Genomic DNA, 21,462 nt, shown 5'->3' on the forward strand with positions numbered 1-21,462 from the left:
GAGCATGTCACAGCACGCACAGCCACGCGGCAAGGGACGCCGCTTCTTCTTCTGGGCCGCCCTGGCCGGGCTGATCAGCGGCGGTGTCTTCCTCGCTGCCGCTGAGCTGTTCGCCCTGATCTTCGCGCGCGCCGCGAGCCCGATCCTCGCGGTCGGCGGCTTCGTGATCGACATCGTGCCGCAGCCCTTCAAGGAGTTCGCGATCGCGACGTTCGGCGAGTACGACAAGATCGCGCTGCTCGCAGGTCTCGGCCTCGCCGTCGTGATCGCGTCGGCGATCGGCGGGATCCTGCAGCTCGTGCGTCCGCCGCTCGGAGTCGTCGCGCTGGTGATCGCGGGTGCCCTCTCGACCGCGGCCATCGTGACCAGGGCCGGCGTGACGCCGCTCGCGTTCCTGCCGCCGGTGCTCGGCACCATCGCCGGCTCCGTCATCATGGTGCTCCTCGGACGTCGCCTGCGCGCCTGGCGCGCGACGGTCACGGCGGGTGCCGCTGCGGAGACCGTCGCCGACGACACGGACGGAGTCGCGGACAAGCCGTCGAAGTCGCTCGATCGTCGACAGTTCTTCCTGCTCGCCGGCATCGCCGGAGCATCCGCCGTGATCGTGGGCATCGCCTCGCGAGCGGCCAGCTCGGTCGTCTCCTCGGTCGCGACGATCCGCGAGGCTCTCAAGCTCCCCTCGCCCGGCACGAAGGTCACCGTGCCGCAGGGCGCGGAACTCGACATCCCCGGGCTCAGCACGCTGTTCACCCCCAACAAGGACTTCTACCGCGTCGACACCGCGCTCACGGTGCCGACGATCGACCCCGCGACCTGGCGGCTGGTGATCGACGGCATGGTCGACGAGCGCGTCGAGCTGAGCTTCCAGGACATCCTCGACATGGGTGTCGACGAATACGCGATCACGCTGACCTGCGTCTCGAACGAGGTCGGCGGCGAGCTGGTGGGCAACGCCCTGTGGCTCGGTGTGCCGCTGCGCGACGTGCTGAAGAAGGCGGGCGTGAAGTCGGGTGCCGACATGGTGCTGTCGAAGAGCGTCGACGGCTACACCGCCAGCACGCCGCTGTCGGCTCTGACCGACGACAACCTCGACGCGATCCTGGCCGTCGGCATGAACGGCGAGCCGCTGCCGCTCGAGCACGGGTTCCCGGTGCGCATGGTGGTGCCGGGCCTCTACGGCTACGTGTCGGCCACCAAGTGGCTCACCGAGCTGAAGGTCACCACGTTCGAGAAGGACGAGGCGTACTGGACCCCGCGCGGCTACAGCGCCGAGGCTCCGATCAAGTTCTCGTCGCGCATCGACACGCCCAAGCTCGGCTCCGCCGTGGACGCGGGGAAGATCCCCATCGCCGGTGTCGCATGGGCGCAGTCGGTGGGCATCGAGCGCGTCGAGGTGAAGATCGACGAGGGTGACTGGACTCCGGCGACGCTCTCGACACCCATCAACGAGGACACCTGGGTGCAGTGGTTCCTCGAGTGGGATGCCACTCCCGGAACGCACTATGTGGCCGTGCGCGCGGTCAACAAGAACGGCGACCTGCAGATCGAGGAGCGTGCGGCGATCGCGCCGAACGGATCGTCGGGGTGGCAGCGCTCGCTCGTTCGCGTCAACTGAGCCGTGCGTCGGGTCGGAGCGCACCCTAGGGTGGAGCCATGACGTCGCTGCCCGCGTGTGTGATCACCGTGTCGGATCGATCGTTCGCGGGCGAGCGCGAGGATCGTGGCGGCCCGATCGCCGTGGGACTGCTGCGGGATGCCGGGTGGCACTGCCCGGATGCCGAGATCGTCGCCGACGGCGTCGAGTCCGTCGCGGATGCTCTGCGCAGGGCCGTCGCGCGAGGGGTGCGGCTGATCGTGACCACGGGCGGCACGGGTGTCGGCCCGAGAGACCAGACGCCCGAGGGCACGCGCAAGGTCGTGACCAGAGAGGTGCCTGGCCTCGCTGAAGAGCTGCGACGATCCGGACTCGCGGACACCCCGCTCTCGATCCTGTCGCGGGGCATCACCGGCGTCGTCGACCCTGCGGGCGCGCTGGTGGTGAACCTGCCGGGTTCGACCAGGGCAGTGGCGTCGGGAGTGCCCGTCGTGCTGACCGTCGCCCGACATGTCGTGGATCAGACCGATGGAGGAGACCACTGATGAACGACGTGCGGATCGCCGCGATCTCGGAGCAGCCGCTCGACCTCGAGGAACACCTCGCCGCCGTCGACGACCCCGCGCTGGGCGGTGTCACGACCTTCATCGGTCGTGTGCGTGACAACGACCCCGACGCGCAGAGCGCGGTGGTGGGCCTCGAGTACAGCGCGCATCCCGACGCCGAGGCCGCACTGCGGCGCATCGCCGAGAACGCCGCGTCGGACGTCGTCGGAGACGAGCGCGTCGTCATCGCGGTGAGTCACCGTGTGGGACATCTCGACGTCGGTGACGCCGCGGTCGTGATCGCCGTCGCGGCGGAGCATCGGGCCGAGGCCTTCGCCGTGTGCCGCGCGGTCATCGAGGACATCAAGAGCGAGCTGCCCGTATGGAAGCGCCAGCTCGAATCCGACGGGACGACGGCCTGGAAGGGCATCGGCGGCTGAACTCTCGCGCCGACCCTTGAATCCGCTCGGTCATCCCGTCCCCGCACCCCTGAGTCCGGGGATGCGGCGAGGAGGCCTCAGCCGCCGGCGAAGGGCGGCAGGATGTCGATCAGCTCGGCATCGTCGAGCGGCCGGTCGTCATCGCTGCGCACGCCGTCGACCATGACCGCGCAGCGCGGCAGGATCTCGGTGAGGGCGGGATGCTCAGCCACGATCGCCGCACGGAGCGCCTGCAGCGTCGCCTCGCCGCGCTCCTCCGCGTCGGCTCCGGCGGCCTCCGCAGCGGCGGCGAAGTAGCGCACGCGCGTCGTGGACGAGGTCATCGGGTCTCTCCCTCGCGCACCCAGTCGCCCGAGCGCCCACCCGACTTCGCCACGATACGCACGTCTTCGATGACGACCGAGCGGTCGAGGCCCTTGATCATGTCGACGATCGCGAGCGCGCTCACCGAGACGGCCGTGAGCGCCTCCATCTCGACCCCCGTGCGATCGGCGGTGCCGACAGTCGCCTCGACGTGCACGCCGTCGTCGACGATGTCGAGTTCGACGTTCGCGCGGTGCACGCCGATCACATGGGCCAGCGGCAGCAGCGCGGGCGTCGACTTGGCCGCCTGGATGCCGGCGATGCGGGCCACCGCGAGTACGTCGCCCTTCGGGGCCGTGCCGTCGCGCAGCGCCGCGATCACGTCGGCACCGCACCGCACGAAGCCCCGAGCGGTGGCGGTGCGCACGGTCGGCTGCTTGGCGGTCACGTCGACCATGTGCGCGTGGCCGGCCGAGTCGAGATGCGTGAAGCTCATTCGACCAGCATGACATCGATCGCGTCGCCCACGGCGACGGCCTCGACGTCGGCGGGCACGATCGCGAACGCCCGGGCGCGGGCCAGACCGCCGGCCAGATGCGAGCCCGAGCCTCCGGCCGTCGCGGGGCGCACGGTGCGGGCCGCGAGGTCGACGACGGCCGGCAGGTACTGACGGCGTCCCGGCGGCGTCGTCCACGCCGCGTCGGCCGTGAAGGATGCTCTCGGGCGATGGATCTCGGTGCGACCCTGCATCGCGAGCAGCGCCGGACGCACGAACACCTCGAACGACACCGCGACGCTCACGGGATTGCCCGGGAGGCCGAACACCAGAGCGCCCGACTCGAGGGCTCCGAACGCCTGCGGCTTGCCGGGCTGCATCGCGACGCTCGTGAACTCGACCGCGCCTCGCCCGTCGAACGCGCCGCGCACGGGCTCGTAGGCTCCGGCGCTGACGCCGCCCGTGAACACGATCACATCGACGCCGCGCTCGACGGCCGTGGCGGTGACGGCGCGCACCGCGTCGGCATCGTCGGCGACCCGGGCGACGAGCACGACCTCGGCGTCGGCATCCGCGATCAGCAGTTCGAGCAGGGGGCCGTTCGAATCGGGGATGCGTCCGCGAGATGCCGGGTCGCCGGGAGCCAGCAGCTCGCTTCCGGTGGAGACGACGGCGACCCGGGGTGCGCGGGTGACCGACACCCGCTCGACTCCCGCCGCGACGGCGGCGGAGAGCTGGAAGGCGCCGAGCCGCTCACCGGCGAGCACGACGTCGTCTCCGGCACGCAGGTCGGCTCCGCGGCGCCGGATGAAGGCGCCGACCGCCGCGGGAGCGCGCAGTACCTGCACCTCACCGAGGGAGTCGGCGAGGCCGCCCGCCGTGTCCTCGAAGGGGACGATGGCGTCGGCCGCACTCGGGGCCGGCGACCCGGTCATGATGCGCGCCGCCTCGCCGGGGCCGAGGGGAGGGTCGTCCGACACCCCGGCAGGCAGGTCTGCGATGACCCGCAGCGTGGTCGGACTGTCGGCAGAGGCCGCCGCGACGTCGGCGAACCGCACCGCGAAGCCGTCCATCGCCGAGTTGTCGAACAGCGGGATGTCGTGCGCGGCCGTCGCGGGCTCGGCGAGAGTGCGCGAGGCGGCGTCACGGATCGCACGGGGCTCTCCCGGCAGCGCCTGCACGGCATCCAGCACCCGGGCGAGCTGCTCCTCGACCGTCCGCCGGCTGCCGCCGCCGCTCATGCCGCCGCCGCTCATGCCGCCGCCGCTCATGCCGACACCGCCGACCGGATCGCGATCTCGTGCTGTCGGGCCGTGAGCCCGTCGATCATGGCGAGTCGGCCGAGCAGCGGCTCTCCGGCGCCGGTGACGAGTTTCACGACCTCGCCGGCGAGCATCCCGCCCACCTGCACGCACAGCGCACCCAGCACGCCCACCTGAGCGCAGCTGGGCGGCTCGCCCTCGGTGCCGAGGGGGAACAGGTCGGCGAGCACGACCGGGGCGTGGCCCTCGGGCGGATCCGACCAGAAGACGGTCGCCTGCGCGTGCCACTCCTGCACCGCGCCCCAGACGAGCGGGATGCCGAGTGCCTCCGCCGCGGCGGCGACATCGCGCCGCGTCGTGAACGAGTCGCTCGTGTCGACCACGATCTGCGCCTCGCCGAGCAGCCGAGCGGCGTTGGCCGCGTCGAGCCGCTCGGCGACCGAGGTGACGACCGCTCCGGGCGACAGCGCCAGGATCGCGCGCTCGGCCGATGCGGTCTTGGGCCTGCCGATGTCCTCGACCCGGTGCGCGAGCTGTCGCTGCAGGTTCGTCAGCTCGACGATGTCGTCGTCGATCACGGTGATGCGGCCGACGCCGGCCGCGGCCAGTGCGAGCAGCGCGGGCGAGCCGAGACCCCCGGCGCCGACGACGGCGACGTGGGCCGCCGCGAGTCGGCGCTGCCCCTCCTCTCCGATGCCGGCGAGCACCGCATGCCTGGCGGTGCGGACGAGTTCGGCGGGATCCAGGGCCGGAGCCGGTGCGACGAGAGGGTGCATGGGTTCAGGGTATGCCCGCATCGATCCCACAGCCGCGGATCGGCGCGGCTGCGACCGGGCGAGCGCGGTGCGGTGCGGTGCGGCTCAGGATCGCAGGGCGTCGTCGACGACCGCGAACACCTCGGGGTCCCAGGTGAGCGCGCGCTCCCAGGGCAATCCGAACGCCTCGGCGAAGAAGATGCTGTGCACATCGCGGTCGACGCTGTGTCGCACGACCTGCGGCAGTACCGCCGGAGGCACGGCGTCGGCACGCGCGCTTCGTTGAGAGACGAGGCCGTCATGCGGCCAGAGCAGATCCGGGTCCGTCGCCGCGCGGAAGTGCCCTGCGCCCACGGCGGTGACTGCCACCGTGTCGAGCGCCCCTGCCTGAGTCGTGTTCCACCCCTGCAGGAAGCGATGGGAGACCTGGTCGGCAGCGCCCTGCGAGTTCTCGGCGGCGTAGCTGCGCGAGCGCTCCAGAATCCCGATGGTTCCGGGATCGCCGTGCGCGTCGGCGATCCCGATGTCCCCCGAGAGCACGTCGCCGAGCAACGACCCGTCCCAGGGGGTCCCCAGTGTGATCAGGCGACGGACCGACGGGCCGGCGCCGCGCAGTTCGCGGATCGCGGCGCGAGAGAAGAGGCCTCCCATCGAGTGCGCCACGAGATCGATGTCGGTGATGTCGTGCTCGGCGCCGAGCCACCGCAGAAACGCGGCCAGACGGGATCCGCCGTCGTCGATCGTGCCGACCGCGTTCACGGTCAGCTCTGCCGGCAGCACGAGATCGACGTCGGCGAAACCCTGCCATCCGGCGTCTTCGCGGACTTCGCCGGTGCCGAGGCGGGCGGGGGCGGTGAAGACGAACGCGCCACGGCCGAGCAGATGCGAACGGAGGGCTGTGAGCGTGTTCCCGGCGGCGAGACCAGAGCCGGCGGCGCGGTCGGGATCGGTGAACGGGGTCACGGCGGCGCCCCCCGATACGAGGACGACGGCTTCTGCCATGGGGTGCTCCTTCTCGGGGGAGGTACGCGGCAAGGATAGGGCAGGACGGCATCCGCTTCGCGCGCCGCCCCCGAGCGGCGATCGGGTCTGCTGTGTTCGGTCTACGCGGGTGCGGAGAAGGGCGATGAAAATATCCGCATCTGCGGTATTCTGCCGGAATGCAGAGCTTTCGGATCTCCCGCGCCGCCCAGTTGCTCGGGGTGAGCGACGACACCGTGCGGCGGTGGATCGACCAGGGCCTGCTGCCGACGACGGATGCCGTGCCCGCCGAGATCCCGGGCGACGCTCTCGCCGCCCGCGCGGTGGCGCTCGCCGAGGAGGCACAGGCGTCGGACCATGCGCTCTCGAGCGCGCGCAACCGCTTCGTGGGCATCGTGACCCGCGTGCAGATCGACGGGGTCATGGCGCAGGTCGACCTGCAGTCCGGTCCCCACCGGGTCGTCTCGCTGATGTCGGCCGAGGCCGCCCGAGAGCTGCGGCTCGAGGTGGGGTCGCTCGCCACCGCATCCGTCAAGGCGACCAACGTCGTCGTCGAAGTCCCGAAGGACTGACACATGAACCGCACGCTCCGTCGAACCGTCACAGTCGCTCTGGCCGCCGCCGCGCTCGCTCTCACCGGGTGCGCCGCCGGGGCGGAGTCGCCGACGCCGACCGCCACCGGTGAGGCATCCGAGAGCGCCGTGAGCGGCGAGCTCACGGTCTACGCCGCAGCCTCCCTGTCGGCCGCCTTCGACGAGATCGGCGACGCGTTCATCGCCGAGAACCCCGACGTGCAGTTCAGCGCGGTCTACGACGGCTCGTCGACGCTGGTCACCCAGCTGCTCGAGGGGGCACCGGCCGACGTGTTCGCCTCGGCCGACGAAGCGAACATGGACAAGCTGGAGGATGCCGCGGTCGACCCCGCGCTCTTCGCCTCCAACACGCTCGTGATCGCGGTGCCCGCGGGAAACCCCGGCGACGTCGAGACGCTGGCCGACCTCGCCGACGTGACCACCGTGCTGTGCGCCCCTGAGGTTCCCTGCGGCGCGGCCTCCGAGACGCTGCTCTCGAACGCCGGTGTCACGGTCGACGCGGCGAGCCTCGAGCAGAACGTGACCGCGGTGCTCACCAAGGTCGCAGCAGGCGAGGCCGACGCCGGACTCGTGTACGCGACCGACGCGATCGGCCGCGACGACGTCGAGGTGATCGTGCCCGACGGAGCCGACGAGGTCGTGAACCACTACCCGATCGCGGCGCTGTCCGACGCGCCGAACTCTGATGCGGCTGACGCCTTCGTCGCCTTCGTGCTGTCAGACGAGGGTCGGAGCATCCTGGCGGACTTCGGGTTCGGAGCGCCGTGAGTGCCGCCGGAGCGCGCGGATACGCGCCGCGCGCGCTGGCCGTCCCCGCCCTGATCGGCCTCGCGTTCCTCATACTCCCGCTCGCGGCTCTGGTCGCCCGCGTCGAGTGGTCGACCTTCATCGCCGATGTGACGTCGGAGGCGGCCCGCTCGGCGCTGCTGCTCTCGCTCGGAACAGGGCTGGTCGCCACGGTGCTCTGCATCGTGATCGGGGTGCCGCTGGCGCTGACGATCGCCCGCTCGGGGCCCAGACTCGCTGCGGTCCTGCGCGCGGCGGTCACGGTTCCGCTCGTGCTGCCGCCGATGGTCGGCGGCGTCGCCCTGCTCTACCTGTTCGGACGAGCCGGGTGGTTCGGCGGGCTCGGCCTGTCGTTCAGCACCCCGGCCGTCGTTCTCGCGCAGACCTTCGTGGCGCTGCCCTTCCTGGTGCTGGCTGTCGAGGGCGCGGTGCGCACCTCGGGGGTCGAGTACGAGCGCACCGCCGCCGCGCTCGGCGCGGGCCGCTGGACGATCCTGCGCCGCATCACCCTGCCCCTGGCCGCTCCCGGAATCGTGGCCGGTGTCGTGCTGTGCTTCGCGCGGGCGATCGGGGAGTTCGGGGCCACGGCGCTCTTCGCGGGCAACCGCCCCGGCGTCACGCAGACCATGCCGCTCGCGATCTACACGGCGTTCAACGGCGCCGGCGTCACGCAGGGCGCGGCGGTCGCTCTCGCGCTGCTGCTGCTCGCCACGGCGATCCTCGTGCTGCTGCTCGTGCGCGGCTGGCGACCGGGGGCCGCCCGGTGAGCGCCGTGGATGGCCTGCGCGCCCATGTCGTCGTGCCGCGCGAGCACTTCACGGTCGATGTCTCGCTGCAGGTGGAGGCGGGCGAGACGGTGGCGGTGATGGGGCCGAGCGGTGCCGGGAAGTCGACGCTGCTGCAGGCGCTCGCCGGACTCGAGCCGCTGGGCGGGGGCGAGATCTCGGTCGAGGGTCGAGTCGTCGACCGGTTCGCGAAGCCCCGGGTGCGCACTGAGCCGATGCGCCGCGGTGTCGTGCTGCTGGGGCAGAAGCCCCGTCTGTTCCCGCATCTGTCGGTGCGCGAGAACGTCGCGTTCGGGCCGCGAGCCGCGGGCGCCGAGGGCCGTGCCGCCCGAGCCGGCGCCGACGACTGGCTCGCGCGGGTCGGGCTCCCCGGCTCAGGAGGGCGGATGCCGCACGAGCTGTCCGGGGGTGAGCAGCAGCGCGTCGCGGTCGCTCGCGCGCTCGCCGCATCCCCTCGCGTCGTGCTGCTCGACGAGCCGCTCGTCGCCCTCGACCCCGAGACGGCCGGCGACATCAGGCGGATGCTCCGCGACCAGCTCGTCTCGACCACGACCGTGGCGGTCACACACGATGCCGCGGATGCCGTCGCCCTCGCCGACCGGTTGATCGTGGTCGAGGGTGGTCGCGTCACTCAGGAGGGGCCCGTGCGCGACGTGCTCGCCGCACCGGCATCCGGTTTCGTCGCGTCGATCGCCGGGGTCAACCGCCTGGTGGGCGTCGCGAGCGGGGGGTCGTGGCGCAGCGGCGAGGTGCTGCTGACCAGTGAGGATCCGGCGTCGCGAGCGCTCGCCGCGACGGATGGTGTCGCGCTCGCCGCCGTGTTCCGGCCGGGGGATGTGCGGCTCGGCGACGCGGGCGTGGAGTCGTGGCCAGCCGTGGTGACGCGCATCGAGCCCACCCTCGTCGGGGTGCGCGTGCACACCGACGCCGGGGCGGCCGACCTGTCGCTGGATGCTGCGGGAGGGTTGACGGTCGGCGACAGGATCCGGCTGCGGGCCGATCCGGCGCTGGTGCGGTTCGTCTCGGTGCTCTGAACGCCCCGAAGAGTCACGCGAACGGCCTCGGTTCGGCCTGCGCCCGCGCCTGGCAATCTGCCGGTCGTCCTCCTCGCACGGGCCTCGCTGCCGGAGGCGCGGGTAGTCTCGGAACATGTCGGGGAGAGGGATCGAGCGATGACGGCCGTGCCGGTCGTGATCGGGATGCGAGCGCCGAGCGCCGCTGTCCTCGATGCCGCCGCGCCCGCGTTGCAGGGACTCGTCGACACCCACGGCCGAGTGCACCGCGACCTGCGCATCTCGCTGACCGACCGCTGCAGCCTGCGCTGCACGTACTGCATGCCCGAGCAGGGCAACGAATGGCTCGCGCGCACCAGCATCCTGTCGACCGACGAGATCGTCGAGGTCGCCACGGTGGCCGCCTCACTCGGCATCCGCACGTTCCGGCTCACGGGCGGTGAGCCGCTGCTGCGTGCCGACATCGTCGACGTCGTGCGACGTGTCTCGGCGATCGAGGGGGACGAGGGTCCCGTCGAGGTCGCGATGACCACGAACGGCATCACGCTCGCGAAGCACCTGCCCGACCTGATCGAGGCCGGTCTCACGCGTCTGAACATCAGCATCGACACGGTCGATCGACAGCGGTTCGCCGACCTCACCCGTCGCGACCGCATCGACGACGTGTTCGAGGGCATCGCGGCGGCGGCGGCATCCGAACTCCGCCCGCTCAAGCTCAACACCGTGGCCATGCGCGGTGTGAACGACGACGAGCTGCCCGACCTGGTCGCGTTCGCGATGGAAGTGGGCGCGCAGCTGCGCTTCATCGAGCAGATGCCCCTCGACGCCGGCCACACCTGGGACCGCGCCTCGATGGTCACCCGCGAGGAGATCCTCGAGAAGCTGGGCGCCCGATGGAGCCTCGAGCCCGTTCCCGGCCGTGGCGGAGCACCGGCCGAGAAGTGGCGCATCGACGGCGGACCCCACGAGGTCGGAGTGATCGCCTCGGTCACCGCGCCCTTCTGCGGCGCGTGCGACCGACTGCGCCTGACGGCCGACGGCCAGCTGCGCAACTGCCTGTTCTCGAACGCCGAGTATGACCTGATCGGAGTGCTGCGGGGAGACGGGGCAGTGGATCCCGCTCAGCGGGCAGCAGGAATCGGCGACATGCTGCGATCGTGCGTGCACGGCAAGCTGCCGGGGCATGCGATCAACGACCCGTCGTTCCTCCAGCCTGCCCGCGGCATGAACGCCATCGGCGGCTGAGCGCGGTCACCGCCCGTCATTCTCTCCGGAACGCTGTCGTGACAGCGGAGCGACTGTTACCGTGAGCGCGTGCGCAGCCCATCACCCGACTCCGACTCCCGCGATGGTCGCCCGGATCCGGTGCCGGTCGGCATGAGGTCGCCCGCATCCGCCCGCGCGACGGGCGTCGTCATCATCGCCATGAGCATCGCGGTCTGGTGGCCGGCTTTCACGCTGGGCGCGTGGGGGACGTTCTTCTTCGATCAGCTGCTCACCGTGTGGGCGGCATCGGTCGGCGCGCTGATCGTGGTGCTCTTCCAGCCCCGGGGGAGGCCACGGGTGCTCAAGGCGCTCGCTCTGCTGGTGCCGTCGCTCTGGCTGGTGCTGTCGTTCGTGCCGCTCGACTCCGACGACGCACTGTCCATCGTGGTCGACCTGCTGGCCGTCTTCGTGGCGCTGCTGAGCGTGCCGGCCACGATCTGGGTGCTCGCCCGCGTCATGTGGCCGGAGTTCGGGGAGGACATCAGCAGGGGTCGCCGATTCCTCGTCGTGATCGCGGTCGTCGTGGTGGGTGTGGCCTCGTTCGCACTCGGTGCGAACCAGGAGCACTTCCTGACCTGCGGAGACTTCACCATCAGCGGCAACTCCGAACCGCAGGGGTGCGTTCCGGGGCCGCCGAGTTGATGAGCTGCCTGCTCAGCCGAGGAACTCGCGCGCGGCTGACGACAGCGCGGTGACGCCGACCTCGATGGTGGGGTGGATCACCGGCGCGAAGAACGGCGAGTGATTCGTGGGGATGTCCTTGTCGAGTGTGCCCGCCGCGGCCGACGCCGCGAACGTCGCCGGGTCCACACCGCCCCAGAACCAGAACACGAGGGGAGCGCCGGTGTCGCGGGCGAACCACGAGACGTCCTCGCTGCCGGTGAACATGCCGGGGTCGACGACCGAGGCCTCTCCGAGCGCGCGCTGCAGCGCCGACGTGACGCGTGCCGTGGCATCCGCGTCGTTGATCGTGGGCGGCAGGGTGTGGTCGGTGCGGATCTCGGGCTCGCGCTCGGCTCCGGATGCCGCGGCCTCGGCGCGCACGATGCGCTCGACGCTCGCGAGCACCTTGTCGCGCATCTCGTCGTTCGGGTACCGCAGGCTGAGCTCGAGCTTGGCCTCGGCGGGGATGATGTTGTTCTTGAGGCCGGCGTGGATCGAGCCGACCGTCACCACGGCGACGTCGCGCGGGTCGACCTCGCGCGAGGCGATGGTCTGCAGGCGCATGACGGTCGCGGCGGCCATGACCACCGGGTCGATCGTCGAGTGCGGGCGCGAGCCGTGTCCGCCCCGCCCGTGCAGCACGACGGTGAGGCCGTCGGACGCCGCCATCTGCGTGCCGGGGCGCACGCCGATCGTGCCGGCGGGCAGCGGGGTGACGTGCTGGCCCAGGACGATGTCGGGACGCGGCACGAGGTCGAGCAGGCCGGCGTCGAGCATCGCGCGCGACCCGGCACCGTACTCCTCGGCCGGCTGGATCAGCACGACCAGGGTGCCCGACCAGTCCGCCCGCTCGGCCACGAGCTTCTCGACGGCGCCGATCATGGCGGTGACGTGCATGTCGTGGCCGCACGCGTGCATGACGGGCACGGTGTTGCCGGCCGGGTCGATGCCGGTCGCGGTGCTCGCGTAGGCGAGTCCGGTCTCCTCGCCGACGGGCAGCGCGTCCATGTCGGCGCGCACCCACACCACCGGGCCGTCGCCGTTCTCCAGCACCCCGACCACGCCGGTGACGCCCACGCCCTCGTGCACCTCGAGGCCGAGGTCCCTCAGGTGACCGGCGGCGATGCCGGCGGTGCGCGTCTCCTGGAACGAGAGCTCCGGGTGCTGGTGCAGGTCGATGTAGAGCGCTTCGAGGTCGATCGTCATGGCCCCGAGCCTAGTCGCGGCGGTAGGACTCCAGTGCGGGGCCGGGGTGCAGCACGCCGTTGACGATCGCGCGGATCGCGAACTCGCTCGCCTCGCCCAGATCGATCACCTCGCGGTGCAGCAGCCACTGCAGCTGCAGGCCGTCCATCACGGCGAGGATGCTCGCGGCGGCGGTGGCGATCGTCTCGGGCTCGGTCACCCCCTCCTGAGTGCAGAGCTCGTGGAAGGCCTCGGTCACCTCGCGGCGGAGGGTCGTGTAGCGGTCTTCGAAGTACTCCCGGCCCGGGTGGTTGTCGGTGACGGACTCCGACGACAGCACGGTGTACGCCTGCACGATGCCCGGACGTCGCTCGTTCGCGATCGCGGTGCGCACGAGGTGCAGGAAGAGCTCGGGGCCACCCGGGATGTGCTGCTCGGCGAGGTCCGCGACATCGGCCTGATCGCGGTACGCGAGCACCTCGAGCAGCAGCTTCTGCTTCGAGCCGAAGTGGTGCAGCACCCCCGCGTGGGTGATGCCGACCTGCTCGGCGACATCGGCGAGGGTGCCGTTGGTCGACCCCTTGTTGCCGAAGATCTCGACGGCGGCCTTGAGGATCTGCTCCCGCTTCTCACGCGTCGCGGGGCGGACGGTCGCGGGTGCGACGGCATCCTTCGCCATGGGTCCTCTTCTCCTGCACGCAATCCTGCACTGGATCGTACTTGCCAACTCTACTTACTGGCGGGTAACCTCGCATCAGCTTACTTTCTCGCCAGTAAGCAAATCTCGTCGGATGCGTGCGCAGACGACGGCCACACAGCACAAAGACCCGTGCCCAAGGAGAAGCAATGAAGCTCAGAAAGTCCCTGATCGCCGTCGCGGCGGTCTCCGCACTCAGCGTGTCGGTCCTCGCCGGTTGTGCCGCCGGAGGATCGGGTGACGGCGAGGGCGGCGCCGGCGGTGCCGCCCTGACCATCGCCAAGCCCGACGGCGCGATCACCACCGAGTCGAACAACCCGTACGTCGGCGATTCGTCGGCCTCGAAGTACGGCTACGGCAAGGTCATCTTCGAGACCCTCGGCCTCGTCAACCAGACCGGCGACCGCGAGGTCACCCCGTGGCTCGCCGAGAGCATCGAGTGGAACGACGACTACACGGCCGTCACGGTCGTGCCCCGCAAGGACGTCACCTGGAGCGACGGCGAGCCGTTCACCGCTGAAGACATCGTGTTCACCTACGAGCTCGTCTCCACGCCCGAGCTCGACACCGCCGGGCTCAAGTTCGAGGGGGCGACGGTCGAGGGCGACGCCGTCACGCTCACCTTCGGAGAGTCGAAGTACGTCAACCAGGCGCGCGTGCTGCACGTGCCGATCGTGCCCCAGCACATCTGGGAGAAGTTCGACTCACCGGCGACCGACCCCGTCAAGGGCGACGACCTCGTCGGCACCGGACCCTACGCACTCTCGAACTGGTCGACCGAGTCGGTCACCCTCGAGGCGCGCGACGACTACTGGGGCGGCGACCTCGCCGTGCCCGAGCTGCACTACGTCTCGTACGGCGACAACACGGCTCTCACCACCGCGCTCGCGCAGGGCGAGGCCGACTGGGCGCAGGCGTTCATCCCGCAGATCCAGGAGCAGTTCCTCGACGCCGACCCCGAGCACAACAAGTTCTTCGTCGCCCCGACCACGGGCTCGGCGACGCTGTTCATGAACCTGCAGGAGAAGCCGTTCGACGACGTCGCGTTCCGCCAGGCGCTCGCCTGGGTCATCGACCGCGACGCCTACGTCGACATCGCCCGCGAGGGGGCGAGCGAGCCGGTCTGGTCGGTGACCGGACTGTCGTCGATCCTCGAGGACGAGATCCAGCCCGAGTTCCAGGGCCAGGAGTACTCGGTCGACGCCGAGAAGGCGCGCGACCTGCTCGAGAGTGCCGGCTACACCTGGAAGGACGACGCGCTGATCGACCCCGACGGCACGCCCGTCTCGTTCACGCTCTCGGTGCCCTCGGGCTGGAGCGACTGGAACACCGCGCAGGAGCTCATCGCCGAGGACGTCACCGAGGCGATCGGCGCCGAGGTCAAGATCGACATGCCCGACTGGGGCGGCTGGGCAGGACCCCGCGACGAGGGCACCTTCTCGGCGATCATCCACTGGCTCGAGGACAGCGGCACGGCCTACGGCCTCTACACGTCGACGATGGACCCGCGCTGGATCTCGCCCGAGGGCATCGCCGGATTCAACTTCGGTCGCTTCGACGACCCGGCTGCCACCGAGGCGCTGAACGCCTACGCGAACGCGTCGTCCGACGACGTGCGCACCTCGGCGATCACCACGCTCGAGCAGATCTTCGTCGACCAGGTGCCGGCGATCCCGCTCGGCGCTCACCCGCTGCTCGGCGAGTACAACACCCGCAACTACGTGGGGTGGCCCTCGGAGGAGGACCCGTACGCCTCGGGTGACCCGACGCAGCAGAACATCGTGATGATCCTCACGAAGCTGAAGCCGGCCGAGTAAGCAGTCCACCCCGGTCGTTGAGCGAGGACCGAAGGACCGAGACGAAACGCGACACACCCCTGCGGTGATGCCTCGAACGCATCCTCAACGCGTTTCGTCTCGCTCCGCTCGCTCAACGACCGGGTGGTCACCACACCCGACGAAGGACCCCTCATGACAGACACCCTCCTCAGCGTGCGCGATTTCTCGGTCGTGTACGACGTCGATCCGCCCGTCGAGGCGGTGAAGAACGTGACGCTCGAACTGCAGCGGGGCGAGATCCTCGGCCTCGCCGGCGAGAGCGGATGCGGCAAGACCACGCTCGCCTACGGTGTGCAGCGCCTGCTGCGGGCGCCGGCCGTGATCGCCGGCGGCAGCGTGACCTTCCACGACGCATCCGGCGAGGACGTCGACATCAACGCGCTCGGCGTCGAGGCCATGCAGAGGTTCCGCTGGGACAAGGTCTCGATGGTGTTCCAGGGGGCGATGAACGCGCTGAATCCCGTCGCGACGATCGGCTCGCAGCTCGAGGACGTCTTCGAGATCCACCGACCGGCCATGACCCGCAGGCAGCGTCGTGCCGAGGCCGAGGACCTTCTCGAGATCGTCAAGGTCGGGCGCCAGCGCATCCGCTCGTTCCCGCACGAGCTGTCGGGCGGCATGCGCCAGCGCGTGATGATCGCGATGGCGCTGGCTCTGCGCCCCCAGCTCATGGTCATGGACGAGCCAACCACCGCACTCGACGTGCTCGTGCAGCGCGAGATCCTCAAGCAGATCTCGCAGCTGCGCCACGAGTTCGGCTTCTCGGTGATCTTCATCACCCACGACCTTCCGCTGCTGCTCGAGATCAGCGACCGCATCGCGATCATGCGTCAGGGCGAGATCGTCGAGCTCGCCTCGGCCGAGCAGATCTGGACGAACCCGCAGCACGACTACACGAAGACGCTGCTGTCGTCGTTCCCCCGACTCACCGGTGCGAGAGGAGTGCTGACCCGATGACCACTCTCGAGTTCGCGCATGTCACGAAGATCTACAACGTCCGGGGTGCCGGCCGCCTCACCGCGCTCGACGACGTCAGCTTCACCCTGACCTCCGGCCAGACCATCGGCCTGGTCGGCCAGTCGGGCAGCGGCAAGTCGACGATCGCGAAGATCCTCACCCAGCTCGAGACGCCGACGAGCGGAGAGGTGCGCCTCGACGGCACGCCGATCCCGCGCCGAGGCCGGGGCCTGCGGAAGTACCGTCAGCAGCTGCGGATGGTCTTCCAGGATCCGTTCGCCTCGCTCAACCCGTACCACTCGATCCGGTACCACCTCGAGCGCCCCATCCGTCTCGACGACGTCGTGCCCAAGAACGACACCGAGGCCGAGGTGCGTCGACTCCTCGAGCGGGTGCGGCTCGACGCGGATGCGGTGATCGACCGCCGCCCGCACGAGCTGTCGGGGGGACAGCGGCAGCGCGTGGCGATCGCCCGCGCCCTGGCCTCTCGGCCCGCTCTGCTCGTCGCCGACGAGCCGGTGTCGATGCTCGACGTGTCGATCCGTCTCGGCGTGCTGAACCTGCTCGCCGATCTGCAGCGCGAAGAGGGGCTCGGCGTGCTCTACATCACCCACGACCTCGCCACCGCCCGCCACTTCAGCGACAAGATCATGGTGCTCAACCAGGGTCGGGTCGTCGAGTACGGCGACGCCGACGACGTCATCCTCACCCCGAGGGACCCCTACACGCGCGAACTGCGGGCGGCGTCTCCCGACCCCGACACGCACTTCGCGACGGCCGGATCGCACGGAGGTGCACAGTGACCACGGCATCCCCCCAGCTTCCGCTCGTGGACGACGAGAACCGCGACGCGCTCGAGGTCGGCACCACTGCGACCACCGCGCAGAAGGGCCGCGCGATCGTGCCCTGGCGGTTCTTCGCCGGACGAGCCGGCTTCTACCTGTTCACCCTGTGGGCGGCCATCACGATCAACTTCTTCCTGCCCCGGTTCATGAAGGGCGACGCGGTCAGCTCGTACCTCGCCCGCAACCGCAACATCAGCCCCGAGGCGGCCGACTCGCTGCGCATCCTGCTCGGCATCGACACCGACAAGTCGATGTGGCAGCAGTACCTCGACTACTGGGCGATGCTGTTCCGCGGCGACCTCGGCATCTCGACGCTGCACGGCCTGCGCCCGGTCGCCGAGGTGCTCGCATCCGCCCTGCCGTGGACGCTCGGTCTCGTCGGTCTCGCGACGATCATCTCGTTCGCACTGGGCACGGTCGGCGGCGCGATCGTCGGCTGGAAGCGCGGCAGCAGGCTCGACGCGCTCATCCCGATCACGACGTTCTTCAACACGATCCCGTACTTCTGGCTCGGCCTCATCGCGATCGCGATCTTCTCGTCGACGCTCAAGTGGTTCCCGTCGTCGCACGCCTACGACAAGGGGCAGTCGCCCGAGTGGAGCCTCGACTTCATCGGCCAGGTGATCATGCACGGCACCCTGCCGGCGGTCACCATCATCATCGCCTCGCTCGGCGGCTGGATGCTGGGCATGCGCAACATGATGCTCACGGTGCTCGACGAGGACTACATCACCGTCGCGCAGGCCAAGGGCATGCCGAACCGTCGCGTGCTGTGGGCCTACGCCGCCCGCAACGCGGTGCTGCCGCAGATCCAGAGCTTCGCGCTCTCGATCGGCTTCATCGTCGGCGGCACGATCGTCATGGAGATGGTCTTCAGCTACCCGGGCGTCGGCAAGCTCCTGCTCGACGCCACCAACGCGAAGGACTTCGCCCTGATGCAGGGAGTGTTCCTCGTGATCACGCTGTCGGTGCTGGTCGCCAACATCCTGGCGGACATCGTCTACGCATACCTCGACCCGCGCACGCGCCAGACGGAGGCCTGACATGAGCGTTCCCACCTCGACCGAGACCACGGCTCCCGACGGCAGCACGATCGCCACCGGGATGCCCGAGACCGCGACGTTCCGCACCGCCGGCGACGAGGCGCCCGCCCGCAAGACCTTCTGGTCGCAGCTGGCGCACTCCTTCGCGATGTTCCGCAACCCGAAGTCGATCGCCGGGCTGATCATCCTCGGGGTGTTCGTGCTGATCGCGATCTTCGCGCCGCTGCTCGCGCCCTACGGCCCGACGCAGAAGGACCGCACCGCGCTCCGCCAGCCGCCCTCCCTCGACCACTGGCTCGGCACCACGCACATGGGGGAGGACGTGCTCAGCCAGCTCATCTTCGGCACGCGCGGCGTGGTCGTCGTCGGCTTCCTCTCGGCCATCATCGCCACGATCATCGCGATCACGATCGGCGTCATCGCCGGGTACGTGCGCGGCTGGAAGAGCGAATCGCTGTCGGCCCTCACCAACGTGTTCCTGGTGATCCCCGGCATCCCGCTGATCATCATCGTGGCCTCGCAGTTCGAGAACCCGCCGCTCATCGTGATCGCCGCGGTGCTGGGACTCACGGGCTGGGCGTGGGGTGCGCGCGTGCTGCGGGCGCAGACCATGTCGCTGCGCAACCGCGACTTCATCCAGGCCGCCCGCGCCAACGGCGAGCCGCTGCACCGCATCATCACGGTCGAGATGCTGCCGAACCTCATGGCGCTGATCGCGTCGAGCTTCGTCGGCACCGTCACCGCGGCCATCCTCGGCCTCACGACCCTCGCCTTCATCGGCGTGATCCCGGTGAGCAACCTGAACTGGGGCACGATCCTGTTCTGGGCGCAGCAGAACGGCGCCTTCCCGCGACTGTGGTGGTGGTACGTGCCCGCCGGCCTCTGCATCGCCATCATCGGCGTGGCCCTGTCGCTCATCAACTTCGGCATCGACGAGTACGTGAACCCCAGGCTGCGGTCGGCGGGTGAGCGCGCCCGCGCGATGAAGAAGAAGGGTCTCAACGTGAACGACCCCGTGACGGCGGTGCGCAGCGTGCCGACGACCGACTCGGGTACCGTGCAGAGCGCGGCGACGACGACGACCCCGACGAAGACCGACAGCGCGACGACCGACGCGAAGACACAGAACGCCGAGTGATGACCTCTCAGACCCTGACCGAATCCCTGCCGTACCTCGACCCCGAGCTGCCGATCGCCGCACGCGTCACCGACCTCCTCGATCGCATGACGGTCGAGGAGAAGATCGGGCAGATGCTGCAGCTCGACGCCCGCGACGACCTCGACGACCACGTGCTGGGAAAGCACGTCGGGTCGATCCTGCACACCTCGCCCGAGCGCATCATCCGGGCGAACGAGCTGACCTCGCAGACCCGGCTGCGCATCCCGCTGCTGGTGGGCGAGGACTGCATCCACGGCCACTCGTTCTGGCCCGGGGCGACCATCTACCCGACGCAGCTCGGCATGGCCGCGACGTGGGATGCGGAGCTGGTCGAGAAGGTCGCCAGGGCCACCGCGGTCGAGGTCGCCGCGACCGGCATCCACTGGACCTTCTCTCCGGTGCTGTGCATCGCGCGCGATCTGCGCTGGGGCCGCATCGACGAGACGTTCGGTGAGGACCCGTTCCTGATCGGCGAGCTCGCCTCGGCCATGGTGCGCGGGTACCAGGGTGAGGGCCTCGACGACCCGACCGCGATCCTGGCCACGGCCAAGCACTTCGCCGGGTACTCCGAGACGCAGGGCGGTCGCGACGCGAGCGAGGCCGACATCTCTCGCCGCAAGCTGCGCAGCTGGTTCCTGCCGCCGTTCGAGCGCGTGGCCCGCGAGGGATGCCGCACGTTCATGCTCGGCTACCAGACCACCGACGGCGTGCCGATCACGGTGAACGACTGGCTGCTCAGCGACGTGCTGCGCGGCGAATGGGGCTACACCGGCACGCTCATCACCGACTGGGACAACGTCGGCCGCATGGTGTGGGAGCAGCAGGTGCAGCCCGACTACGCGCACGCCTCTGCCGCGGCTGTGAGGGCCGGCAACGACATGGTCATGAACACGCCCGGCTTCTTCGCGGGCGCGCTCGAGGCGGTGTCGACCGGGATGCTCGCGGAGGATGCGTTCGACGAGGCCGTCGCGCGCATCCTCACCCTGAAGTTCGAGCTGGGGCTGTTCGAGAACCCGCGGCTGCCGCAGGACGACCTGGATGCCGTGGTCGGCAGCGCCGCGCATGCCGACATCAACCTCCAGACGGCACGCCGATCGATCGTGCTGCTCGAGAACGACGGCCTGCTGCCGCTGGACGCCGCGGCGCCGATGAAGATCGCCGTGGTCGGGCCGCTCGCCGACGACGCCCAGACGCAGCTCGGCGACTGGGCCGGCGGCTCCGGTCAGGCGGGCTGGCTCGACGGCCAGCCGCGCGAGATGATCACGACTGTGCTCGACGGCCTCGCGGGCGTCGACGGCTGGACGGTGACACACGCGCGTGGCGCCGAGATCCTCACCCTCGACGACGACCCGCGGGGAGCGACCTTCCCCGACGGGCAGCCGCGACCCGCGGTCGTGGTGCCCGCGTCGGCCGACGACGCGCTGATCGCCGAGGCGGTCGCCGCCGCCGAAGCCTCCGATGTCGTCGTCGCTGTGGTCGGAGACCGCATCGAACTCGTCGGCGAAGGGCGCTCGACCGCGACACTCGAGCTGATCGGCGGGCAGAACGCCCTGCTCGACGCGCTGATCGCGACCGGGAAGCCCGTCGTCGTGGTGCTGCTCGCGTCGAAGCCGCTGGTGCTGCCGGCATCCGCATCGCGTGCCGCCGCCGTGATCTGGGCAGCGAACCCGGGCATGCAGGGCGGCCGCGCGCTCGCCGAGATCGTCGCGGGTGCGGTCGAGCCCTCGGGGCGCCTGCCGATCTCGTTCGCCCGCCACGTCGGCCAGCAGCCGACCTACTACAACCAGATCCGCGGCCAGCACGGCGATCGCTACGCCGACCTGACGCAGTCGCCCGCCTGGGCGTTCGGCGAGGGGCGGTCGTACTCGACCGTCGAGTACTCGGATCTCGCGCTGACGTCGACCGCCGTGGGGCTCGGCGACACGATCACGGCCGAGGTGACCGTCACGAACACCGGTGCACGCCCGGCGCGTGAGACCGTGCAGGCGTACGTGCGCGACGTGGTCACGAGCGTGAGCTGGGCCGACAAGGAGCTGAAGGCCTACCGCCAGGTCGACGTGGCGCCGGGGGAGTCGGTGCGCGTGCGCCTCGAGCTGCCGGTCGCCGACTGTTCGATCGTCGATGCCGCGGGCACCCGCCTCGTGGAGCCCGGGGCGTTCGAGCTGCTCGTCGGCCCCAGCTCGCGCGACGAGACGCTGCTGGTCGCCCCGTTCACAGTGGCCTGACTCGCCTCCGTCGCGAGAGCGCGATGCGTGA

General features: G+C 70.5%; 22 protein-coding genes. 15 read left to right on the forward strand and 7 right to left on the reverse strand.

Annotated features, from left to right (window positions below; all coding sequences use genetic code 11):
- The first annotated feature begins 4 nt into the window (after positions 1-4).
- From HWD99_RS14465 to HWD99_RS14475, 3 genes are read left to right on the forward strand one after another with little or no spacing between them, the layout of a single operon-like run.
- The gene (locus tag HWD99_RS14465; RefSeq protein WP_241796891.1) at positions 5-1,615 is read left to right on the forward strand and encodes a molybdopterin-dependent oxidoreductase; all 1,611 of its coding nucleotides are present in this window, start codon (positions 5-7) and stop codon (positions 1,613-1,615) included.
- Between the two features lie 38 nt (positions 1,616-1,653).
- Positions 1,654-2,139: a molybdenum cofactor biosynthesis protein B gene (locus HWD99_RS14470; protein WP_241796892.1), complete on the forward strand. Its 486-nt coding sequence runs from the start codon at positions 1,654-1,656 to the stop codon at positions 2,137-2,139.
- Positions 2,139-2,579, forward strand: a complete 441-nt coding sequence (locus tag HWD99_RS14475) for a molybdenum cofactor biosynthesis protein MoaE (RefSeq protein WP_241796893.1) — start codon at positions 2,139-2,141, stop codon at positions 2,577-2,579. The genes HWD99_RS14470 and HWD99_RS14475 overlap by 1 nt, the downstream gene beginning before the upstream one ends.
- Positions 2,580-2,656: 77 nt before the next feature.
- Here HWD99_RS14475 and HWD99_RS14480 read toward each other — a convergent pair whose 3' ends face one another.
- From HWD99_RS14480 to HWD99_RS14500, 5 genes are all read right to left on the reverse strand, one after another.
- Positions 2,657-2,902, reverse strand: a complete 246-nt coding sequence (locus tag HWD99_RS14480; protein ID WP_241796894.1) for a MoaD/ThiS family protein — start codon at positions 2,900-2,902, stop codon at positions 2,657-2,659.
- Positions 2,899-3,378 (reverse strand): cyclic pyranopterin monophosphate synthase MoaC, encoded by a 480-nt coding sequence (gene moaC, locus HWD99_RS14485; RefSeq protein WP_241796895.1) that lies wholly within the window; start codon positions 3,376-3,378, stop codon positions 2,899-2,901. Before moaC ends, HWD99_RS14480 begins: the two co-directional genes overlap by 4 nt.
- Positions 3,375-4,619: a gephyrin-like molybdotransferase Glp gene (glp, locus tag HWD99_RS14490; protein WP_241796994.1), complete on the reverse strand. Its 1,245-nt coding sequence runs from the start codon at positions 4,617-4,619 to the stop codon at positions 3,375-3,377. Before glp ends, moaC begins: the two co-directional genes overlap by 4 nt.
- A gap of 26 nt (positions 4,620-4,645) precedes the next feature.
- Complete coding sequence (locus HWD99_RS14495; RefSeq protein WP_241796896.1) at positions 4,646-5,416, reverse strand: HesA/MoeB/ThiF family protein; 771 nt, start codon at positions 5,414-5,416, stop codon at positions 4,646-4,648.
- Between the two features lie 84 nt (positions 5,417-5,500).
- Positions 5,501-6,397, reverse strand: coding sequence for an alpha/beta hydrolase (locus tag HWD99_RS14500; RefSeq protein WP_241796897.1), 897 nt, complete (start codon positions 6,395-6,397; stop codon positions 5,501-5,503).
- Positions 6,398-6,555: 158 nt separating this feature from the next.
- Here HWD99_RS14500 and HWD99_RS14505 point away from each other — a divergent pair, with 158 nt between their 5' ends.
- The 6 genes from HWD99_RS14505 to HWD99_RS14530 all read left to right on the forward strand — a co-directional run bounded on the left by HWD99_RS14505 (position 6,556) and on the right by HWD99_RS14530 (position 11,461).
- Positions 6,556-6,948: a molybdopterin-binding protein gene (locus HWD99_RS14505; RefSeq protein ID WP_241796898.1), complete on the forward strand. Its 393-nt coding sequence runs from the start codon at positions 6,556-6,558 to the stop codon at positions 6,946-6,948.
- Positions 6,949-6,951: 3 nt separating this feature from the next.
- Positions 6,952-7,737: a molybdate ABC transporter substrate-binding protein gene (gene modA / locus HWD99_RS14510; RefSeq protein WP_241796899.1), complete on the forward strand. Its 786-nt coding sequence runs from the start codon at positions 6,952-6,954 to the stop codon at positions 7,735-7,737.
- Positions 7,734-8,522 carry a molybdate ABC transporter permease subunit gene (gene modB, locus HWD99_RS14515; RefSeq protein WP_241796900.1) on the forward strand — a complete coding sequence of 263 codons (789 nt, stop codon included), beginning with the start codon at positions 7,734-7,736 and terminating at the stop codon, positions 8,520-8,522. Before modA ends, modB begins: the two co-directional genes overlap by 4 nt.
- A complete protein-coding gene (locus HWD99_RS14520; protein WP_308220738.1) occupies positions 8,519-9,574 on the forward strand; it encodes an ABC transporter ATP-binding protein in 1,056 nt (351 codons plus the stop codon). Before modB ends, HWD99_RS14520 begins: the two co-directional genes overlap by 4 nt.
- A 138-nt stretch (positions 9,575-9,712) precedes the next feature.
- Positions 9,713-10,798: a GTP 3',8-cyclase MoaA gene (gene moaA / locus HWD99_RS14525; protein ID WP_241796901.1), complete on the forward strand. Its 1,086-nt coding sequence runs from the start codon at positions 9,713-9,715 to the stop codon at positions 10,796-10,798.
- 69 nt (positions 10,799-10,867) lie between these two features.
- Complete coding sequence (locus HWD99_RS14530) at positions 10,868-11,461, forward strand: hypothetical protein (protein ID WP_241796902.1); 594 nt, start codon at positions 10,868-10,870, stop codon at positions 11,459-11,461.
- Positions 11,462-11,473: 12 nt separating this feature from the next.
- On the opposite strand, the gene HWD99_RS14535 is transcribed toward HWD99_RS14530, so the two are convergent.
- Both HWD99_RS14535 and HWD99_RS14540 read right to left on the reverse strand, forming a co-directional pair.
- A complete protein-coding gene (locus HWD99_RS14535; protein ID WP_241796903.1) occupies positions 11,474-12,688 on the reverse strand; it encodes an amidohydrolase in 1,215 nt (404 codons plus the stop codon).
- A gap of 10 nt (positions 12,689-12,698) precedes the next feature.
- Entirely contained in the window at positions 12,699-13,346 is a 648-nt protein-coding gene (locus tag HWD99_RS14540; RefSeq protein WP_241796904.1) for a TetR/AcrR family transcriptional regulator, read from the reverse strand.
- Positions 13,347-13,513: 167 nt separating this feature from the next.
- On the opposite strand from HWD99_RS14540, the gene HWD99_RS14545 reads away from it, so the two are divergent.
- From HWD99_RS14545 to HWD99_RS14570, 6 genes are all read left to right on the forward strand, one after another.
- Positions 13,514-15,181, forward strand: a complete 1,668-nt coding sequence (locus tag HWD99_RS14545; RefSeq protein ID WP_241796905.1) for an ABC transporter substrate-binding protein — start codon at positions 13,514-13,516, stop codon at positions 15,179-15,181.
- A gap of 153 nt (positions 15,182-15,334) precedes the next feature.
- Positions 15,335-16,159 (forward strand): ABC transporter ATP-binding protein, encoded by an 825-nt coding sequence (locus HWD99_RS14550; protein ID WP_241796906.1) that lies wholly within the window; start codon positions 15,335-15,337, stop codon positions 16,157-16,159.
- Positions 16,156-16,962, forward strand: a complete 807-nt coding sequence (locus tag HWD99_RS14555) for an ABC transporter ATP-binding protein (protein ID WP_241796907.1) — start codon at positions 16,156-16,158, stop codon at positions 16,960-16,962. The genes HWD99_RS14550 and HWD99_RS14555 overlap by 4 nt, the downstream gene beginning before the upstream one ends.
- On the forward strand, positions 16,959-18,047 hold the full coding sequence (locus tag HWD99_RS14560; protein ID WP_241796908.1) for an ABC transporter permease: 1,089 nt from the start codon (positions 16,959-16,961) through the stop codon (positions 18,045-18,047). Before HWD99_RS14555 ends, HWD99_RS14560 begins: the two co-directional genes overlap by 4 nt.
- A 1-nt stretch (position 18,048) precedes the next feature.
- Positions 18,049-19,185, forward strand: coding sequence for an ABC transporter permease (locus HWD99_RS14565; RefSeq protein ID WP_241796909.1), 1,137 nt, complete (start codon positions 18,049-18,051; stop codon positions 19,183-19,185).
- The gene (locus tag HWD99_RS14570) at positions 19,185-21,431 is read left to right on the forward strand and encodes a glycoside hydrolase family 3 N-terminal domain-containing protein (RefSeq protein ID WP_241796910.1); all 2,247 of its coding nucleotides are present in this window, start codon (positions 19,185-19,187) and stop codon (positions 21,429-21,431) included. Before HWD99_RS14565 ends, HWD99_RS14570 begins: the two co-directional genes overlap by 1 nt.
- Positions 21,432-21,462 lie beyond the last annotated feature (31 nt).

Source organism: Microbacterium sp. C5A9, from assembly GCF_022627955.1.
Taxonomy (GTDB): Bacteria; Actinomycetota; Actinomycetes; order Actinomycetales; family Microbacteriaceae; genus Microbacterium.

Excerpts from the sequence above, each read along its gene's own strand:
- HWD99_RS14540 (WP_241796904.1), bottom strand. The coding sequence starts at position 13,346 with ATGGCGAAGGATGCCGTCGCACCCGCGACCGTCCGCCCCGCGACGCGT.
- glp (WP_241796994.1), bottom strand. The coding sequence starts at position 4,619 with ATGAGCGGCGGCGGCAGCCGGCGGACGGTCGAGGAGCAGCTCGCCCGG.
- moaC (WP_241796895.1), bottom strand. The coding sequence starts at position 3,378 with ATGAGCTTCACGCATCTCGACTCGGCCGGCCACGCGCACATGGTCGAC.
- HWD99_RS14550 (WP_241796906.1), top strand. The coding sequence starts at position 15,335 with ATGACAGACACCCTCCTCAGCGTGCGCGATTTCTCGGTCGTGTACGAC.
- HWD99_RS14470 (WP_241796892.1), top strand. The coding sequence starts at position 1,654 with ATGACGTCGCTGCCCGCGTGTGTGATCACCGTGTCGGATCGATCGTTC.
- HWD99_RS14500 (WP_241796897.1), bottom strand. The coding sequence starts at position 6,397 with ATGGCAGAAGCCGTCGTCCTCGTATCGGGGGGCGCCGCCGTGACCCCG.
- HWD99_RS14480 (WP_241796894.1), bottom strand. The coding sequence starts at position 2,902 with ATGACCTCGTCCACGACGCGCGTGCGCTACTTCGCCGCCGCTGCGGAG.
- moaA (WP_241796901.1), top strand. The coding sequence starts at position 9,713 with ATGACGGCCGTGCCGGTCGTGATCGGGATGCGAGCGCCGAGCGCCGCT.
- HWD99_RS14495 (WP_241796896.1), bottom strand. The coding sequence starts at position 5,416 with ATGCACCCTCTCGTCGCACCGGCTCCGGCCCTGGATCCCGCCGAACTC.
- HWD99_RS14565 (WP_241796909.1), top strand. The coding sequence starts at position 18,049 with ATGAGCGTTCCCACCTCGACCGAGACCACGGCTCCCGACGGCAGCACG.
- HWD99_RS14475 (WP_241796893.1), top strand. The coding sequence starts at position 2,139 with ATGAACGACGTGCGGATCGCCGCGATCTCGGAGCAGCCGCTCGACCTC.
- HWD99_RS14465 (WP_241796891.1), top strand. The coding sequence starts at position 5 with ATGTCACAGCACGCACAGCCACGCGGCAAGGGACGCCGCTTCTTCTTC.
- HWD99_RS14545 (WP_241796905.1), top strand. The coding sequence starts at position 13,514 with ATGAAGCTCAGAAAGTCCCTGATCGCCGTCGCGGCGGTCTCCGCACTC.
- HWD99_RS14505 (WP_241796898.1), top strand. The coding sequence starts at position 6,556 with ATGCAGAGCTTTCGGATCTCCCGCGCCGCCCAGTTGCTCGGGGTGAGC.
- HWD99_RS14555 (WP_241796907.1), top strand. The coding sequence starts at position 16,156 with ATGACCACTCTCGAGTTCGCGCATGTCACGAAGATCTACAACGTCCGG.
- modA (WP_241796899.1), top strand. The coding sequence starts at position 6,952 with ATGAACCGCACGCTCCGTCGAACCGTCACAGTCGCTCTGGCCGCCGCC.
- HWD99_RS14535 (WP_241796903.1), bottom strand. The coding sequence starts at position 12,688 with ATGACGATCGACCTCGAAGCGCTCTACATCGACCTGCACCAGCACCCG.
- HWD99_RS14570 (WP_241796910.1), top strand. The coding sequence starts at position 19,185 with ATGACCTCTCAGACCCTGACCGAATCCCTGCCGTACCTCGACCCCGAG.